This window comes from Sphingobium sp. PAMC28499, assembly GCF_004795815.1.
GTDB lineage: Bacteria > Pseudomonadota > Alphaproteobacteria > Sphingomonadales > Sphingomonadaceae > Sphingobium > Sphingobium yanoikuyae.
On sequence record NZ_CP039248.1, the window covers coordinates 259,735 to 275,482 of the forward strand.

18 protein-coding genes are annotated in these 15,748 nt (G+C 66.4%); 12 read left to right on the plus strand and 6 right to left on the minus strand.

The features are described from left to right. The first annotated feature begins 42 nt into the window (after positions 1-42). From E5554_RS01310 to E5554_RS01320, 3 genes are read left to right on the plus strand one after another with little or no spacing between them, the layout of a single operon-like run. Complete coding sequence (locus tag E5554_RS01310) at positions 43-978, plus strand: ribose-phosphate pyrophosphokinase (protein WP_010338670.1); 936 nt, start codon at positions 43-45, stop codon at positions 976-978. A gap of 7 nt (positions 979-985) precedes the next feature. After that, positions 986-2,278, plus strand: a complete 1,293-nt coding sequence (locus E5554_RS01315) for an SDR family oxidoreductase (protein WP_168708659.1) — start codon at positions 986-988, stop codon at positions 2,276-2,278. After that, positions 2,275-2,751 (plus strand): DUF2269 domain-containing protein, encoded by a 477-nt coding sequence (locus E5554_RS01320; protein WP_048938148.1) that lies wholly within the window; start codon positions 2,275-2,277, stop codon positions 2,749-2,751. Before E5554_RS01315 ends, E5554_RS01320 begins: the two co-directional genes overlap by 4 nt. On the opposite strand, the gene E5554_RS01325 is transcribed toward E5554_RS01320, so the two are convergent. Both E5554_RS01325 and E5554_RS01330 read right to left on the minus strand, forming a co-directional pair. Next, complete coding sequence (locus E5554_RS01325) at positions 2,748-2,984, minus strand: hypothetical protein (protein WP_136185728.1); 237 nt, start codon at positions 2,982-2,984, stop codon at positions 2,748-2,750. The genes E5554_RS01320 and E5554_RS01325 overlap by 4 nt on opposite strands. Positions 2,985-3,033: 49 nt before the next feature. Next, positions 3,034-3,474, minus strand: a complete 441-nt coding sequence (locus E5554_RS01330) for a VOC family protein (RefSeq protein ID WP_004208902.1) — start codon at positions 3,472-3,474, stop codon at positions 3,034-3,036. A 215-nt stretch (positions 3,475-3,689) separates the two neighbouring features. Between E5554_RS01330 and E5554_RS01335 the strand changes: the two genes are divergently transcribed. After that, the gene (locus E5554_RS01335) at positions 3,690-4,517 is read left to right on the plus strand and encodes an inositol monophosphatase family protein (RefSeq protein ID WP_010338667.1); all 828 of its coding nucleotides are present in this window, start codon (positions 3,690-3,692) and stop codon (positions 4,515-4,517) included. Positions 4,518-4,675: 158 nt separating this feature from the next. Here the strand turns inward: E5554_RS01335 and E5554_RS01340 are convergent, their stop codons facing one another. The 3 genes from E5554_RS01340 to E5554_RS01350 all read right to left on the minus strand — a co-directional run bounded on the left by E5554_RS01340 (position 4,676) and on the right by E5554_RS01350 (position 7,861). After that, positions 4,676-5,212: an O-acetyl-ADP-ribose deacetylase gene (locus E5554_RS01340; protein WP_136185729.1), complete on the minus strand. Its 537-nt coding sequence runs from the start codon at positions 5,210-5,212 to the stop codon at positions 4,676-4,678. Positions 5,213-5,216: 4 nt separating this feature from the next. After that, complete coding sequence (locus E5554_RS01345) at positions 5,217-5,630, minus strand: glyoxalase/bleomycin resistance/extradiol dioxygenase family protein (RefSeq protein WP_136185730.1); 414 nt, start codon at positions 5,628-5,630, stop codon at positions 5,217-5,219. 68 nt (positions 5,631-5,698) lie between these two features. Further along, positions 5,699-7,861, minus strand: coding sequence for an AsmA family protein (locus E5554_RS01350; protein WP_136185731.1), 2,163 nt, complete (start codon positions 7,859-7,861; stop codon positions 5,699-5,701). Between the two features lie 159 nt (positions 7,862-8,020). On the opposite strand from E5554_RS01350, the gene rpmI reads away from it, so the two are divergent. The 7 genes from rpmI (at position 8,021) to E5554_RS01385 (ending at position 14,069) form a co-directional block, all read left to right on the plus strand. Further along, a complete protein-coding gene (rpmI, locus tag E5554_RS01355) occupies positions 8,021-8,224 on the plus strand; it encodes a 50S ribosomal protein L35 (RefSeq protein WP_004208916.1) in 204 nt (67 codons plus the stop codon). A gap of 13 nt (positions 8,225-8,237) precedes the next feature. Beyond that, positions 8,238-8,600, plus strand: a complete 363-nt coding sequence (rplT, locus tag E5554_RS01360; RefSeq protein WP_004208917.1) for a 50S ribosomal protein L20 — start codon at positions 8,238-8,240, stop codon at positions 8,598-8,600. 179 nt (positions 8,601-8,779) lie between these two features. Then, positions 8,780-9,400, plus strand: a complete 621-nt coding sequence (locus E5554_RS01365; RefSeq protein WP_010338655.1) for a LysE family translocator — start codon at positions 8,780-8,782, stop codon at positions 9,398-9,400. Positions 9,401-9,452: 52 nt separating this feature from the next. Further along, the gene (locus E5554_RS01370) at positions 9,453-9,779 is read left to right on the plus strand and encodes a GIY-YIG nuclease family protein (RefSeq protein WP_136185732.1); all 327 of its coding nucleotides are present in this window, start codon (positions 9,453-9,455) and stop codon (positions 9,777-9,779) included. Positions 9,780-9,841: 62 nt separating this feature from the next. Then, entirely contained in the window at positions 9,842-10,933 is a 1,092-nt protein-coding gene (pheS, locus tag E5554_RS01375) for a phenylalanine--tRNA ligase subunit alpha (protein ID WP_063976541.1), read from the plus strand. Next, a complete protein-coding gene (pheT, locus tag E5554_RS01380; RefSeq protein WP_136185733.1) occupies positions 10,930-13,347 on the plus strand; it encodes a phenylalanine--tRNA ligase subunit beta in 2,418 nt (805 codons plus the stop codon). The genes pheS and pheT overlap by 4 nt, the downstream gene beginning before the upstream one ends. Positions 13,348-13,364: 17 nt before the next feature. Next, positions 13,365-14,069 (plus strand): DUF4386 domain-containing protein, encoded by a 705-nt coding sequence (locus E5554_RS01385; protein ID WP_136185734.1) that lies wholly within the window; start codon positions 13,365-13,367, stop codon positions 14,067-14,069. Here the strand turns inward: E5554_RS01385 and E5554_RS01390 are convergent. After that, the gene (locus E5554_RS01390) at positions 14,059-14,553 is read right to left on the minus strand and encodes a hypothetical protein (protein WP_004208924.1); all 495 of its coding nucleotides are present in this window, start codon (positions 14,551-14,553) and stop codon (positions 14,059-14,061) included. The genes E5554_RS01385 and E5554_RS01390 overlap by 11 nt on opposite strands. 197 nt (positions 14,554-14,750) lie before the next feature. Between E5554_RS01390 and E5554_RS01395 the strand changes: the two genes are divergently transcribed. Beyond that, complete coding sequence (locus E5554_RS01395; RefSeq protein ID WP_136185735.1) at positions 14,751-15,632, plus strand: aldose 1-epimerase family protein; 882 nt, start codon at positions 14,751-14,753, stop codon at positions 15,630-15,632. Positions 15,633-15,748: the final 116 nt, after the last annotated feature.

A 15,748-nucleotide genomic window follows, 5' to 3' on the forward strand; every position in this document is an offset into this window, starting at 1 on the left:
CGTCATCAATTCGTCACGCCAATTAGCCTGGGGATTTTCGCCATGAAACTCATGACCGGCAATTCGAACAAGCCGCTCGCGGCCGCCATCGCCGACTATATCGAAATCCCCCTGACCGAGGCCAGCGTCCGTCGCTTTGCCGACGAAGAAGTTTTCGTGGAAATTCATGAGAATGTCCGCGGCGAAGACGTATTCGTGATCCAGTCGACGGCCTATCCGACCAACGACAATCTGATGGAATTGCTGATCATGATCGATGCGCTCAAGCGCGCGTCGGCCAAGCGAATCACTGCCGTCGTCCCCTATTTCGGCTATGCCCGCCAGGACCGTAAGCCCGGCCCGCGTACGCCGATCAGCGCCAAGCTGGTCGCCAACCTGATCACCACCGCGGGCGCCGACCGCGTCCTCTCGGTCGATCTCCATGCCGGCCAGATCCAGGGCTTCTTCGACATCCCGACCGACAATCTGTTCGGCGCCCCGGTGATGTCGGCCGATATCCAGGCGCGCTTCGGCGACAAGAATATCATGGTCGTGTCGCCCGACGTCGGCGGCGTGGTGCGCGCCCGTGCGCTCGCCAAGCGCCTCGACAACGCCCCGCTCGCCATCGTCGACAAGCGCCGCGAGCGCGCCGGCGAGTCGGAAGTGATGAACATCATCGGCGACGTGAAGGGCCGTTTCTGCATCCTGATCGACGATATCGTCGATTCGGCCGGCACGCTGTGCAACGCCGCCGCCGCGCTGAAGGCGCAGGGCGCCGAGGAAGTCGTCGCCTATGTCAGCCATGGCGTGCTGTCGGGCGGTGCGGTCGCCCGCGTCGAGGCGTCGGAACTGCTGGAACTGGTCATCACCGACTCGATCCAGGGCACCGACGCGGTGAACGATGCCAAGCGCATCCGCCACCTGCCGATCGCCCCGCTGCTGGGTGAAGCGATCAAGCGCATCGCGGACGAAAGCTCCGTTTCCAGCCTGTTCGACTAAGACGCGCATGCGCATCCTGCTGGTTGGGGCCTATGGCTTCATCGGCAGCGGGATTGCGCGCGCGCTGATCGCGGCGGGGCATAAGGTCATCGGCATGGGCCGGTCCGAACGGACCGCCCGCCGCCTCTTCCCCGCCCTGTCCTGGCATTTCGCCGACCTCAACCACATGACCCAGCCGGCCGACTGGGCCACGGCGCTGCACGGCGTCGACGCCGTGGTCAATGCCAGCGGCGCGTTGCAGAGCGGCGGCGGCGAACGGCTGGAGGCGATCCAGGGCGCCAGCATCGCCGCGCTGATCGACGCCTGCGCCGCGCAGGGCATTGCCCGCTTCATCCAAATTTCCGCGCCCGGCGCCACGGCAAAGGACGCCAGCCCCTTCCTGTCGACCAAGGCGGTGGCCGACGATCATCTGCGCGCGTCCGCGCTGCACTGGGCGATCCTGCGCCCCGGTCTGGTGATCGGCCGCAATGCCTATGGCGGCACGTTGCTGATCCGGGCGCTGGCGGCGATGCCGCTGCGGCTGTTCAGCGTCCATGGCGACAGCCGCATCCAGAGCGTCGCGCTGGACGATGTGGCGCAGGCGGTGGTCTGCTGCCTGGCGCCCGACGCGCCGCGCGCAATCGACATCGACCTGGTCGAGCGTGAGGCATCGACGCTGGACGCCATTATCGTCGCCCATCGCCGCTGGCTGGGGATTGCGCCCGTTCCGGTTATCGCCCTGCCCGGCCGGATCGCCACGCCGGTCAGCGCGGTCGCCGACCTGCTTGGCCATCTGGGCTGGCGATCGCCGCTGCGCAGCACCGCCATGGCCATGATCGCGCGCGACGTGACCGGCGCGCCGGAAGGCGGCGAGGCGCTGCTGGGCCGGCCGCTGCTGACGCTGGACCAGATATTGGCGCGCCACCCATCGGGGCTGCAGGATCGCTCGCAGGCGCGGCTGATGCTGCTGATGCCGTGCCTAGTGGCGGCGCTGTCGCTGCTGTTCCTGCTGTCGGGGCTGGTCGGCCTCGCCCGGCTGGACACGGTGGCCGGCGAATTGCAGGGGACGCCGGTCGCAGGAGTCGCCATGGCGCTGAGTATCGCCGGCAGCGTCGCCGACCTACTGCTGGGCGCGGCAATCCTGGTGCGGCGTTGGGCGCAGCGCGCGGTGCTGGGCATGGCTGGACTGACTGCCGCCTATCTGGTCATGGACAGCTGGGTGCGGCCGGACATGTGGGTCGATCCGCTGGCGCCGCTGGCCAAGGCACTGGTGGTGATGATCGCCGCGCTGATCACCCATATACTGCTGGAGGAACGATGAGCGATGTCCTGATCCTGGCGCTGCGCTGGGCCCATGTGCTGGGCGCCTGCGTACTGATCGGCACCGGGGCGGGCATCGCCTTCTTCATGCTGATGGCACACCGCACCGGCGACGCGCGGGTGATCGCGGCGGTCGCACGGATCGTGGTGATCGCCGACATGCTCTTCACCGCCAGCGCAGTGGTGGTGCAGCCGATTACCGGGCTGGCGCTGGCCCACGGGCTCGGCTGGCCGCTCGACACGCCCTGGCTGCTGCTGTCGGTTGCGCTCTATCTGCTGATCGGCGCCTTCTGGCTGCCGGTGCTGTGGATGCAGGCGCGGATGCGCGACCTGGCGGCAGCCGCCGTCGCCGGCGGTGATTCGCTACCATCCGCCTATCATCGACTTTTCCGCTGGTGGTTCGCCTTCGGCTTTCCCGCCTTTGGCGCGATTCTGGCGATCGTCTGGCTGATGCTGGCGCGCCCGGCGCTTTAATGCGTCGGGAACAGGATGATCGGCAGGGCGAAGACCAGCGCCAGGCCGGAAACGATGCGCTGGCCGCGCGAGACGCCCAGCGGCAGTTCGCGCCATACCATCGGGCAGGCGAGCAGGGCGAAGACGACGAGGATGTTGGAGATCGCCACCGATCCGCCGATCGGCATGTCCTGCCGCAGCGCGAGGCCTGCGAACAGGCAGATGAAGCTCAAGATCCAGCCAAGCAGCGCCATGATGGCCCCCTTTCTTCCGGGAGGCTAGAACGGCACGGTTTCCAAAAGCTTAATCACCGTCTTCGGGGATCGGCTCCCAGGGGTCATAGCTGCCGAAGCTCCACACATTCCCCTCGGGATCGAGCGCGGTATAGCCGCGCCCCGGATAGCCCGGATTGTCATGCGGTTCGTCCACCACCACTGCGCCTTCGTTGCGGGCATGAAGGCAATGGGCATCGACATCGGGCACGACCATATAGACGCAGGCGGTGATACCGCCGAGGTCGCGCACCGTCGACCAAGTATAGAGCGATTCGCCCTCCATATCCTTGACGCTACCCAGCATCACCATGCCCTCACCCAGGACAAGCTGGGCATGATGGATGATGCTGTTGTCGAGATCGTCGGGATAGACGGCGTGCCGCTCGAAGCCGAAGGCGGCGCACAGGAAATCGATGGCGGCGGGCGCATCGGCATAGCGCAGGCACGGGATGACGGGTGAACCGGGCATCTTTCCTCTCCCCTTCGGTGAATCAGGCCTTCGGTGAATCAGGATGGCGCAGTCTGGACCTTGATCGCGTCAGGCTGAACCGGACCGACGCGTGAATCAAGGTCCAGAATCAAGGAATAGAGCCCGATTCACGCCATCGGTGCAAGCGCGATGCGCTTTCCCCTCAGACGATCGGGCTCTAGCCTAGCGCGCGCCGACCGGCTAGGCGAAGGGGCATGACGACCCGCGATGACCTGGCCCTTGCCAACCGCCTTGCCGACGCCGCCGGCGCCGCCATCCGCCCCTTTTTCCGCGCGCGCTACGATCTGGAGATCAAGGCCGACAAGTCGCCGGTGACGGAGGCTGACCGCGCAGCCGAGGCCGCGATCCGCGCGATCCTGGAAAAGGAACGGCCGAACGACGGCATCATCGGCGAGGAATATGGTTCGGTTCGCACCGATGCCGAACGGGTGTGGATTCTCGATCCGATCGATGGCACGCGCAGCTTCATCGCCGGGCGGCCGATCTTCGGCACGCTGATCGCGCTGACGCAAGGCAGCTGGCCGACGATCGGCATCATCGACCAGCCGATCGCGCAGGAACGCTGGGCCGGGATGAGCGGCCAGCCCACCACCTTCAACGGCAAGCCGGTGCGCACCCGCGCCTGCAAGGCGCTGGAGGGAGCAGGGATAGCCACCACCAGCCCGCATCTGTTCGCCGAAGGCGATGTGCCCCATTATATGGCGCTGGTCGGCGCGGTGTCGGGCGGATCGCCGCGCCAGGGGCCGGTCTATGGCGGCGACTGCTATAATTACGGTCTGCTGGCGTCGGGCTTCCTCGACATCGTCATCGAATCCGGGCTGCAAAGCTATGACTTCGCCGCTTTGGTGCCGGTGGTCGAGGGCGCGGGCGGCCTGATGTGCGACTGGAATGGCGAACCGCTGACAGCGGACAGCGAAGGCCATGTGCTGGCGCTGGGCGATCCGGCGCGGCTGGAGGATGTGCTGGAGGCGATCCACGGCGCGGGCGATGGGCATGACCATGGGCATCATCACGATCATTGAGGGGGCTGCAAGCGACCAAGAGCGATCGTTCCTCCCCGGCACGTGGAGGTGAGGGGCAAGTGCCTATTAGTGCTGCGCTATCCGGCCTGTGCCCCTCCACCACTCGCTACGCGAGCGGTCCCCCTCCCCGTGCCGGGGAGGAATGTCTTGTTCACACCCTAATCCCCCGCCACAGCATCCCTGACAGCGGCGTCGTAAAGATCGCGATTGTCTTCGTCGAAGCAGACGAAGAGGATTTGGTCGAAGGCGTCGGGATCGCGGCGTAGCGCTTCCGCCACGGCGCGGGCGGCGACCTTGGCGGCCTGCGCCCTGGGATAGCCATAGGCGCCGGTCGAGATCGCCGGGAAGGCGACCGCGCGCAGGCCATGGTGGCGGGCGAGCGACAGGCTGTGGCTGTAGCAACTGGCGAGCAGGTCGCGCTCGCCCTGATTGCCGCCCTGCCAGACCGGACCGACCGTGTGGATGACATAGCGGGCCGGCAGCCGATAGCCGCGCGTGATCCGCGCCTCCCCGGTCGGGCAGCAGCCGATGCCCCTACATTCCTCCAGCAGCTCCGGCCCGGCGGCGCGGTGGATCGCGCCATCCACGCCGCCGCCGCCGAGCAGGCTGTTATTGGCGGCGTTGACGATCGCGTCGACCGCGCAACGGGTGATGTCGCCCGTCACCACGTCCCAGCGCGTCGTCCCCACCATCATCGCGTCACTCCCTGATCGGCCCGCCGATCGACCAGACATGGCCGAAGGGGTCGGTGAGCTGGCCGTAGCGCGCGCCCCAGAACTGGTTGTCGATCGGGAAGCGGATCGCCGCGCCGGCGGCCAGCGCGCGGTCCCACCAGCGATCGGCATCGTCCACTTCCAGATGCAGCGTGACCGCCGCCGGCTTTTCCGCCGGGGCGCCGCCGCACATTTCAGGGAAATGATCGTTCAGCATCAGCCCGCCATCATTGACCGTCAGATGGGCGTGCATGATGCGTGTGCCATCCTCTTCCAGATGGCGGCTCTGTTCGGTCGCGCCGAACGCAGCCGCGTAGAAGGCGATGGCGTCGGCGGCCTTGCCGTCGGCGATGGTCAGATGGGGCGTGACCCCCGGCAGGACAAACGGCGTGTCGCTCATGATCCTCTCCTTCGGTCCGACCCCTGATCGAGTCGGCAGGGCCGCAGGATAGGCCCGACGCATGACCTTCAGAAGATGCCGAGGAACTTCTTGTCCTGCGCCTTCTTCTCGGCCTTGCTGCCCTTGCCGGCCTCATCCTTCGCGGTGGTGCCGCGGCCGACATCGTCGCGCGGCTTGCCGCCACGGGTGCGCTGGGCTGCGGCATCGGCGCCGGCCAGCACCGGGCCGCAGGCCGCCGCCTTGGCGTCACCCACATCGACAAAGGCGAGCGTCGCGGCGATCGGCGTGGCGACGATGCCCAGCGCCGCCGCTGCGCCGCCGCGCGCGATCAGGTCCGGGCTGATGACGTTGATCGACGGCCGGGCGAAATAGCCGCCAATGCCGACCGGCGACTGGCCGGAAAAGAGGCTGATCTTCTTGCCGTCGGCGCGGAAGGCGAGGTCGAGGCTTTCATTCCTGAACGAGAAGCCGCCCCGGCCGATCATCACATTCTTGCGCGTGTCGATCAGGATCGGGTCGGCCGCCGCCACGCCGTCGCGCACGGTGAAGGCGATCAGGCCGCAATTGATCTGCACAGGGTCCTTGAGCTTCTGCTCGAACATCTTGGTGATGAAGGTGCCGACATCGATTTCCGACAGCTGGACGTTGCGCGCCCACATGCTGCCCGCCGGCAGGATGACGGCGATGCGGCCATTGGCGGTGGCAAGCGAGTTATGGACGGTATCGCCCAAGCCCGTCATCTGCATCCGCCCCTTGACCATGCCGGTCGTGCCCGATTGCTCGACGCCCCATCGGGCGAGCAGCATACCCATCGGCGTGGGCGCCAGGCGGACGTCATAGCTCGTGCGCACCGGCTGGTTGCGGGCATTGATCTCGATATCCGACGCGACATGGCCGCCCGCCATGTCGAAGGTCAAAGGCGAGAGCGTCAGCAGGCTATGGTCGAGCTTCACCGTCATAGCGGCATTGGCGATCGGCACATTGGGCGCGCGGATGGTCTTCACGCTGTAGCGGACATTGGCGTCGAAATTGCGGATCGCCTCGATCCGCAGCGGTGCGTCGGGCAGCAGGCGCGGGGTGCCCTGCACGGTCGTGATCGCACCCGCCCCGCCCTGCGCATCCAGCCGTTCCGGATCATAGCCGATGAAGGGGCCGACATCGATGATGTCGAGCCGCTGCGTCGCCAGATCGGCGTCGAGCAGCAGCCGGTTGTTCGGCAGCGACACGGTGAAACGCCCGGCCAGGTCGGAAGCGCCGAACCGGCCCTTCAAATGGGTGAAGCGCCACTCCTCGCCCGCCTTGGTCAGGGCCGCGGTGAAGCGATAATGGCGGGTGCCGGGAATTGCCACGCCCAGGAAATCGAACAAATGGCTGAGATTGGGGCCCTGCGCCACGACGCGCAGGTCGCTGCCCTCCAACTCGGTCGCGCCGGGCAGCGTGCCGGTTATCTCCAGCACGGTCGCGCCCGCCTGTGCCCGCAGCGCCAGGCTGTTCTTGCCGCCGGTGACGGTGGCGTTGGGCGACAGCAGTCCGCCCTTCAGGGTAAAGGGCTTGCCGCGCATCGTGCCCGTGCCCGACAGGCGAACATCGCTGGCAAAGCGGGTGTCCTGCGCCTTCACCGTCTCGAAGCCGATATCGGTCGACAGCATCAGCACCGGATCGCGATAGCGCATGGTCGTGCCGGCGAGCAGCGCGCGGCGGACGAGCGGCAGGGTCATCGGCTCGCCCTTGCGATCGGGGTCGCCCAGCGTCCATGTATTATGCTGCCGGTCGCGCGACCATTCGAGGTCGGCGGCGGCCCCCCGCAGTTCCAGCCAGGGGATGCGATATCTGCTGCCGAAGATCAGGCTCAAGGGCGCGATCCGTGCGTCGATCAGGTCGGCGCGCAGCAGGTCGGGCCGGCTGGCCCAGGGCAGGTTGGCGACGCGCATCCCCTCCGCCCGGAACTTGATCGCGATCGGCGCGAAATAGAGCTGGAAGTCGCCGCCGACCTCTACCTGCCGCGCCAGCCGGGCGGACAGGATGCGCTCGAACGGCCCTTTCAGGAACCGCCCCTTGGTGACGAAGAGGATCAGCCACAGGGCAAGGATGATGCCGACGATCCACAACAGGATGCGGGCCGGCAGCGGCAGGCGCCGCCAGCGGTCGTGCGCGCGGCGCAGATGCACAGCCGCGCCGCCCGTCAGGGCGGGCTTGGACGCGCGGGGCGGCACAGGTTCGACATCGGCCATGGCGGGGTCAACGCGGGCATGCCGCCTTTGGGTCCGAATCGCTTGCTTTTGCGGGCGCGGCCGACTATGGGCCGCCCTTCGCGATATTCAGTGAGACCGCCCGGCTAACTAGGGCTGCCGTGGCTGTCTGTAATCGTCGCGCCAAACAAGGAGACGAAAATGCCCAAGCTCAAGACCAAGAGCGGTGTGAAGAAGCGCTTCAAGTTCACCGCTTCCGGCAAGGTCAAGCACGGCGTCGCTGGCAAGCGTCACCGCCTGATCTCGCACAACGCCAAGTATATTCGCCAGAACCGTGGCACTTCCGTGCTGTCCGATGCCGACGTGGCTCACGTCCGCCTCTGGGCACCCTACGGCCTGAAGTAAGGAGTAGAGGACAATGGCACGCGTAAAACGTGGTGTAACCACCAAGGCGAAGCATAAGAGGATTTTGGTTCAGGCGAAGGGCTATTATGGCCGTCGCAAGAACACGATCCGCGTCGCTCGCCAGGCTGTCGAAAAGGCCGGCCAGTACGCTTATCGCGACCGCAAGGTCAAGAAGCGCACCTTCCGTGGCCTGTGGATCCAGCGCATCAACGCGGGTGTCCGCGCTGAAGGCCTGACCTATTCGCAGTTCATGCACGGCCTGAAGCTGGCCGGCGTCGAGCTGGACCGCAAGGTCCTGGCCGACATCGCGATGCACGAAGGCGAGGCGTTCAGCGCCATCATCGCCCAGGCCAAGGCTGCGCTGCCCGCAGCCTGACGCTGATCGATCGTAAAGATCGTAAAAGGGGCGCCGGGGCAGATGCCTTCGGCGCCCTTTTTGTTTTTCCTCGACCTCCGTTCGTTTCGAGCGTGTCGAGAAATGCCCGCACTGCGCTTGCCGCTTCTCGACTTCGCTCGAAGCGAACGGTGAAGGGAGCGCCTTGGAGAAGTGATCCCATGTCGCTGCATCTCTGGTGGTTGTACGTTACGGCGGTCTTCCTGATCTCGGCCACGCCGGGGCCAAACATGCTGCATGTGATGACGCAGAGCATCGCCCATGGGCCGCGCAAGGCGCTGGTGACGATGGCGGGCCTGATGAGCGCCGTGCTGCTGTGCCTGATAGCCTCCGCGCTGGGCCTTGGCGCCCTCCTCAAGGCGTCGCCGCGCCTGTTCGACATATTGCGCTATGCCGGCGTCGCCTATCTCATCTGGCTGGGAATCAAGGCCTGGCGCGCGCCGGTCGGCACTGCCGACGGCGGCGATGCCGGCCCGGTCCGCTCGGCCCGCGCGCTGTATGCGACCGGCCTGCTGACGGGCCTGTCCAACCCCAAGCTCATCATCTTCGCCGCAGCGCTCTTCCCCCAATTCATCGACCTGGCCCGCCCCTTCTGGCTTCAGCTCGCGATCCTGATCGTCAGTTTCGTGGTGATCGAGAGCTTCTGGTATTCGGTCTATGCGCTGGGCGGCCTGCGCCTTGCCCGCTGGCTGGCGCCCGCCAACCGGCAGAAGCTGTTCAACCGCGGCACCGGCCTGATGTTCATCGGCTTTGGCGGCGCGCTGCTGGGCGCGCGCGCCTAACCCTATCTCCGTCATTCCCGCGAAAGCGGGAATCCATTTCCGGACAAGGCCAATGCAGCGAGACTTCGATCCGACAGTCTACATATTGGCCAGCCATAAAAATGGCACGCTCTACATCGGCGTCACATCAAACCTCGTGCAACGCCTGTATCAGCACCGTTCTGGCTTGATCGAAGGCTTCACCAGCGACTACGGGGTCAAGCGACTGGTCTGGTTCGAATGCGGCGCATCCATGGAGGAAGCAATCCGGCGCGAGAAGCAGATCAAGAAGTGGAACAGGCAATGGAAGATCGACCTGATCGAACGGAGCAATCCCGATTGGCGCGATCTGGCTATCGATTTGGGCTTTGAGCCATTGGACAGTCGGCGCATCGATTGAGCGTCAGGATGATTGGTTAGCGCGGGAGATGGATTCCCGCCTTCGCGGGAATGACGAATGATATGACCGAAATTAGCGCATTGAAAGCCGGCCTGATCGCCGACATCGAGGCTGCCGACACGCTGGACGCGCTGGAAGGGCTGCGCGTGGGCGCGCTGGGCAAGAATGGGGTCGTCACCGGCCTGCTCAAGACGCTGGGCGGCATGTCGCCCGAGGAGCGTCTGGAGAAGGGCCCGCCGATCCAGGATCTGCGCGAAAGCGTGACCGCCGCGATTGCCGACCGCAAGGCCGCGCTGGAGCAGGCCGCGCTCGACGCCCGCCTCGCCTCGGAAAAGGTCGACATGACCCTGCCGGCCGATCTGGGTCCGCAGGGCAGCGTTCACGCCGTGTCCCAGGTGATGGACGAGCTGGCTGAAATCTTCGCTGACCTAGGCTTCTCGGTCGCCACCGGTCCGGAGATCGAGGACGACTGGCATAATTTCACCGCGCTCAACATTCCCGAGACGCACCCGGCGCGCGCGATGCACGACACCTTCTACTTCCCCGACGAGGAAGGGCAGAAGAAGATGCTGCTGCGCACCCACACTTCGCCGGTGCAGATCCGCACCATGATGACGCAGGAACCGCCGATCCGCATCATCGCGCCCGGCCGCGTCTATCGCAGCGACTCCGACGCGACCCACACGCCGATGTTCCACCAGATCGAGGGTCTGGTGATCGACAAGGGCATAACCTTGGGTCACCTCAAATGGACGCTGGAAACCTTCCTCAAGGCATTCTTCGAGCGCGAGGACATCGTCCTGCGCCTGCGCCCGAGCTATTTCCCCTTCACCGAACCGTCGGTGGAAGTCGATGTCGGCTACACGCTGACCAATGGCCAGCGCGTCATCGGCGGCGACGGCGATGCGTCCGGTGGCGGCTGGCTGGAAGTGCTGGGCAGCGGCATGGTCAACCGCCGCGTGATCGAGGCCTGCGGGCTTGATCCCGACGAATGGCAGGGCTTTGCCTTCGGCACCGGCGTCGATCGTCTCGCCATGCTGAAATATGGCATGAACGACCTGCGCGCCTTCTTCGACGGCGATCTGCGCTGGCTGAAACATTATGGATTCTCGGCACTCGACGTGCCCACGCTGTCGGGAGGAGTCGGCGCATGAAGTTCACCCTGAGCTGGCTCAAGACGCACCTCAAGACCGACGCGGACCTGGCCACCATCCTCAAGACGCTGAACGCCATCGGGCTGGAAGTCGAGGATGTGGAAAACCCGGCGGAGAAGCTGGGCGCCTTCAAGATCGCCAAGATCCTGACCGCCGAACGTCACCCGCAGGCCGACAAGCTGCAGGTGCTGAGCGTCGACCATGGCGACGGCAATCCGTTGCAGGTCGTGTGCGGCGCGCCCAATGCCCGCGCCGGCCTGATCGGCGTGTTCGGGGTCGAGGGCGCGGTGGTGCCGGTCAACGGCATGGTGCTCAAGAAGACCGCCATTCGCGGCGTCGAATCCAACGGCATGATGTGCTCCACCCGCGAACTGGAGCTGGGCGACGATCATGACGGCATCATCGAACTGGCCGCCGACGCGCCGGTGGGTGAAGTCTATGCGAACTGGGCCGGCCTCAACGACCCGGTCATCGACGTGTCGATCACGCCGAACCGTCAGGACTGCATGGGCGTGCGCGGCATCGCCCGCGATCTGGCGGCGGCGGGCCTGGGTACGCTGAACGCCATCATCGTGCCGGAGATTGCCGGCGTGGGTCCGGGACCGGACGTGCGCACCGACGATGTCGACGGCTGCCCCGCCTTCTTCGCCCGCTCGGTCAAGGGCGTGACCAACGGCGCCTCGCCCGAATGGATGGCGCGTCGGCTCAAGGCGATCGGCCAGAAGCCGATCAGCGCGCTGGTGGACATCACCAACTACATCATGATCGACCTCGGCCGGCCGCTGCATGTCTATGACATGGCGACGCTCAAGGGCGGTCTGGTTGCGCGCAAGGGCAAGGCCGGCGAGGAAGTGCTGGCCCTGAACGGCAAGACCTATGCCATCGACGAGACGATGACCGTCATCGCCGACGACGAAGCCGTGCATGACATTGGCGGCATCATGGGCGGCGAACATTCGGGCGCGCAGGACGGCACCACGGACGTGCTGATCGAATGCGCCTATTTCACGCCCGAGCGGATCGCGGTGACTGGCCAGAAGCTGGCGCTGACCTCAGATGCGCGCGGCCGGTTCGAGCGCGGCGTCGACCCCGCCTTCCTGGACGATGGCCTGTCGATCGCCACCAGCCTGGTCATGACCCTGTGCGGCGGCACCGCATCGGAAGCGACTCGCGCCGGCACCCCGCCCGCGACGCCCAGGACGGTCGCCTATGCGCCTGACCAGTGCCTGGCGCTGGCCGGCGTCGATGTGCCGCATGACGTGCAGAAGCGCATTCTGGAAAGCCTGGGCTTCGGCGTCAGCGGCGACGCCGGCGGCATCGAATATCAGGATGGCGTGCCGGTGAGCGTGCCGGGCCACTGGACGATCAGCGTGCCGACCTGGCGCCGCGACGTCGATGGCTGGCCTGACATTGTCGAGGAAGTGGTGCGTATCGTCGGTCTGGACCATGTGCCGTCCACCCCGCTGCCGCGCGTGCCAGGCGTCGCCCGCCCGACCGCCACGGCCGAGCAGCTGGTCGAGCGCCGCGTGCGCCGCACCGCCGCCGCCTGCGGCCTCGCTGAAGCGATCAACTGGTCCTTCATTTCCGAGAAGGAAGCCGCGAGCGTTGGCGGTGGCGACTGGACGCTGGCCAATCCGATCTCCGAAGACCTGAAGGTCATGCGGCCCTCGCTGTTGCCCGGCCTGCTGTCGGCGACCAAGCGCAATGTCGATCGCAGCGCGACGTCGATCCGGCTGTTCGAACTCGGCCGGCGCTATTTCAAGCAGGGCGAGCGCGCCACGGTCGGCTTCGTGCTGGCTGGCGAGAAGACCGCGCGCAGCTGGCAGAGCGGCAAGGCCCAGCCCTTCGACGCGTTCGACGCCAAGGGTGAAGTGATCGCGCTGCTGGCGGCCGCCGGTGCGCCGGTCGGCAACCTGCAGAGCATGGGCGAGGCATCGGCAGCCTATCATCCCGGCCAGTCGGGCACGCTGCGCCTCGGCCCCAAGGTGGTGCTGGCTGAATATGGCGTGCTGCACCCGAGCCTCGCCAAGCAGTTCGGCCTGTCCGGCACGGTGGTCGCAGGCGAGATCTTCCTCGATGCGATCCCGGCCAAGCGCAAGAGTGGCTTCATGCGCGCGCCTTACGCCCCGCCGGCCCTGCAGGCGGTGAAGCGCGACTTCGCTTTCCTGGTGCCCGAAGCGGTCGAGGCCGATGCGCTGGTGCGCGCGGTCAAGGGCGCGGACAAGAAGGCGATCGTCGACGCGCGCCTGTTCGACGTCTTCACCGGCCCCGGCGTGGATGAAGGCCACAAGTCGCTGGCGGTGGAGATCACGCTGCAGCCGGGCGAAAAGAGCTTCGCCCAGGAAGAGCTGGACGCGATCAGCGCGGCGGTGGTCAAGGCCGCCCAGAAGCTGGGCGCGAGCCTGCGCGGCTAAGACAGGAAAGGCCGGCGATGGACGGGAAGGCTGAACGACTTCAGGCCCGCCTCGCCGGCCTCTTCTACATCGGCACCATTGGCTGCGGCATGTTTGCCGAGGCGGTGGTGCGCGCGGCCCTGATCGTGCCGGGCAACGGGCGCGAGACGATGCGCAACATCGCGGACTATCCCTGGCTCTACCGGGCCGGCGGGGCGAGCGATGTCGCCATGCTCTGTTGCTATCTGGCGGTCACCGCCCTGCTCTATGGCCTGTTCGCGCCGACCGGGCGGGTGTTGGCGCGCATAGCCGCCCTGTTCAGCCTGACCGGCATTGCCGTGCTGGCGGGCAACAGCCTGCTCCATCTGCTGCCGCTCGCGCTGATCGATGGTGCGCCGCATCCCGGCATTCCGATGACGGAGGTGCAGTCGCTGGTGCGGATCAGCCTCAGCCTCCACAATGATCTCTACGGCATCAGCCTCATCTTCTTCGGCATTTATTGCCTGCTGATAGGCTGGCTGGCGATCCGATCGCGACGATTGCCGGTGGTGGTCGGTGCGCTGCTGATGGCGGGCGGCGCGGTCCATCTGATCGCGCGCAGCCTGGCGCTGCTGTCGCCAGCGATCGGCGAGGCGATCCCCGGCCAGCTCGATTTCGTGCCTTTGCTGGGCGAAGGCGCCTTCGCCATCTGGCTGCTGCTGTTCGGGGCGCCGCGCCCGGCGGCGCCGGAGGTCAGCCCGTAATCTTGCAGCCCTTGGCCGATGCCATGCCGCGTAGATAGCCGCGCCGGGCGAGACCGGCGGCAATCGCGGCGCGCAGTCGACGTTCCGCCGGGGCTGCGCCGCTGATTTCCCGCACCACGCCGCGGAAGGGGATCAGCGAATTCACCAGCGACTTGCCCACACCCTCGGCGATCTTGCTGGTACGATCCTCATTGGCTTCGCGGCCGATGGTGAAATCGGGACCAAGCACCTTGTTGAGCGCCGCCATGTCGCCATTCAGCGCCTTGCAGGTCTTGCCCGATGGCGCGGCATAGGGATTTTCCTCGGCCGCGACGAGGATCGGCGGCACCTGCGTCTTTTCGATGCCGACATCGCGAGCCGGCTGGGACGCGATTTCGCCCGCCTTGTCGAGCGTGTCGTCCCTCTTCTTGCCCTGTTCCTGGGCGAGCGCCGACGTGCCGAGCAGCAACAGAATCGTGGCGGTCGATACGGCAATTTTCATCATTGGTCCTCCCGCTGGCTCAACCCGCCAGCCCCCATGTCGGTTCCGCAACGTAACGATTGCGCGGCGGGCGAGACAGTCGGGATTTGCCGCATCGGACCTTGGAATAGAGCCTGTTTCACGTCATCTGTGGAAGCCCAAGGCGCTTCCACAGATGACGATCCGGCTCTATGTCGCTGGGCAAACAGGAGTGTTTCGCCATGAACGACCGCATCGCCATCGCCTCCGACAATCTGTCCGCCAGCATATCGCCGCTGGGCGCCGAACTCTGGTCGCTGACCGATGCGCAGGGGCGCGAGCTGATGACCGATGCCGACCCGCAATGGTGGACCGGCCATGCGCCCCTGCTCTTCCCCTTCGTCGGCCGGTCGCGCGGCGACGTCTATCGGCTGAACGATGTCGACTATCCGATCGGCCAGCATGGCTTTGCCCGGACCAGCCCCTTCACCCTGGTCCATCGCAACGAGGAAGCCGCCCTGTTCCGGCTGGAGGCGGACCGGGATACGCGCACCGTCTATCCGTTCGATTTCCGGCTCGACATGGGGTTCGTGCTGGAGGGACCGAGCCTGCGCATGACCGCCACCGTCATGAACCGGGGCGAGACGGCGATGCCCTTCTGCTTTGGCTATCACCCCGCCTTCGCCTGGCCTTTGCCCTATGGCGGCAGCGTCGAGGAGCACCGCATCCGCTTCGAGCAGGCCGAACCCGCGCCGATCCGCAAGGTCGGCAGCGAGCCGGGGCTGATCGCGCTGGAGAGCGTGCCCTCCCCGGTCGAGGGGAAGGAACTGGCGCCGACCCATGATATGTTCGCGGGCGATGCCCTCATCTGGGACGATCTCAACAGTCGATCGCTGAGCTGGGGCGTGCCCGGCAAGCCGCACCTGAAGATCGATTTCCCCGACACGCCCTGGCTCGGCCTGTGGCAGAAGCCGGGCGCCCATTATCTGTGCGTCGAACCCTGGGCCGGCATGGCCGACCCGGTCGGGTTCACCGGCGATGTCTGGGACAAGCAGGGTGTCATGACCCTGCTGCCGGGCGATAGCCGATCCTTCCGCATGGACGTAACGCTGGTCGACGTGTAACGGGCTTTCCCAAGTTCCGTTCAGGCTGAGCGAAGTCGAAGCCCTCCACTGAGCGCAGCGAAGTGCCTCGCCTCCGCTCGGCAAGGCCCTTCGACTTCGCTCAGGGCGAACGGGTT

Bases quoted from the DNA above. Each gene is read 5' to 3' on its own strand.
- E5554_RS01310 (WP_010338670.1), top strand. From the start codon at position 43: ATGAAACTCATGACCGGCAATTCGAACAAGCCGCTCGCGGCCGCCATC.
- E5554_RS01315 (WP_168708659.1), top strand. From the start codon at position 986: ATGCGCATCCTGCTGGTTGGGGCCTATGGCTTCATCGGCAGCGGGATT.
- E5554_RS01320 (WP_048938148.1), top strand. From the start codon at position 2,275: ATGAGCGATGTCCTGATCCTGGCGCTGCGCTGGGCCCATGTGCTGGGC.
- E5554_RS01325 (WP_136185728.1), bottom strand. From the start codon at position 2,984: ATGGCGCTGCTTGGCTGGATCTTGAGCTTCATCTGCCTGTTCGCAGGC.
- E5554_RS01330 (WP_004208902.1), bottom strand. From the start codon at position 3,474: ATGCCCGGTTCACCCGTCATCCCGTGCCTGCGCTATGCCGATGCGCCC.
- E5554_RS01335 (WP_010338667.1), top strand. From the start codon at position 3,690: ATGACGACCCGCGATGACCTGGCCCTTGCCAACCGCCTTGCCGACGCC.
- E5554_RS01340 (WP_136185729.1), bottom strand. From the start codon at position 5,212: ATGATGGTGGGGACGACGCGCTGGGACGTGGTGACGGGCGACATCACC.
- E5554_RS01345 (WP_136185730.1), bottom strand. From the start codon at position 5,630: ATGAGCGACACGCCGTTTGTCCTGCCGGGGGTCACGCCCCATCTGACC.
- E5554_RS01350 (WP_136185731.1), bottom strand. From the start codon at position 7,861: ATGGCCGATGTCGAACCTGTGCCGCCCCGCGCGTCCAAGCCCGCCCTG.
- rpmI (WP_004208916.1), top strand. From the start codon at position 8,021: ATGCCCAAGCTCAAGACCAAGAGCGGTGTGAAGAAGCGCTTCAAGTTC.
- rplT (WP_004208917.1), top strand. From the start codon at position 8,238: ATGGCACGCGTAAAACGTGGTGTAACCACCAAGGCGAAGCATAAGAGG.
- E5554_RS01365 (WP_010338655.1), top strand. From the start codon at position 8,780: ATGTCGCTGCATCTCTGGTGGTTGTACGTTACGGCGGTCTTCCTGATC.
- E5554_RS01370 (WP_136185732.1), top strand. From the start codon at position 9,453: ATGCAGCGAGACTTCGATCCGACAGTCTACATATTGGCCAGCCATAAA.
- pheS (WP_063976541.1), top strand. From the start codon at position 9,842: ATGACCGAAATTAGCGCATTGAAAGCCGGCCTGATCGCCGACATCGAG.
- pheT (WP_136185733.1), top strand. From the start codon at position 10,930: ATGAAGTTCACCCTGAGCTGGCTCAAGACGCACCTCAAGACCGACGCG.
- E5554_RS01385 (WP_136185734.1), top strand. From the start codon at position 13,365: ATGGACGGGAAGGCTGAACGACTTCAGGCCCGCCTCGCCGGCCTCTTC.
- E5554_RS01390 (WP_004208924.1), bottom strand. From the start codon at position 14,553: ATGATGAAAATTGCCGTATCGACCGCCACGATTCTGTTGCTGCTCGGC.
- E5554_RS01395 (WP_136185735.1), top strand. From the start codon at position 14,751: ATGAACGACCGCATCGCCATCGCCTCCGACAATCTGTCCGCCAGCATA.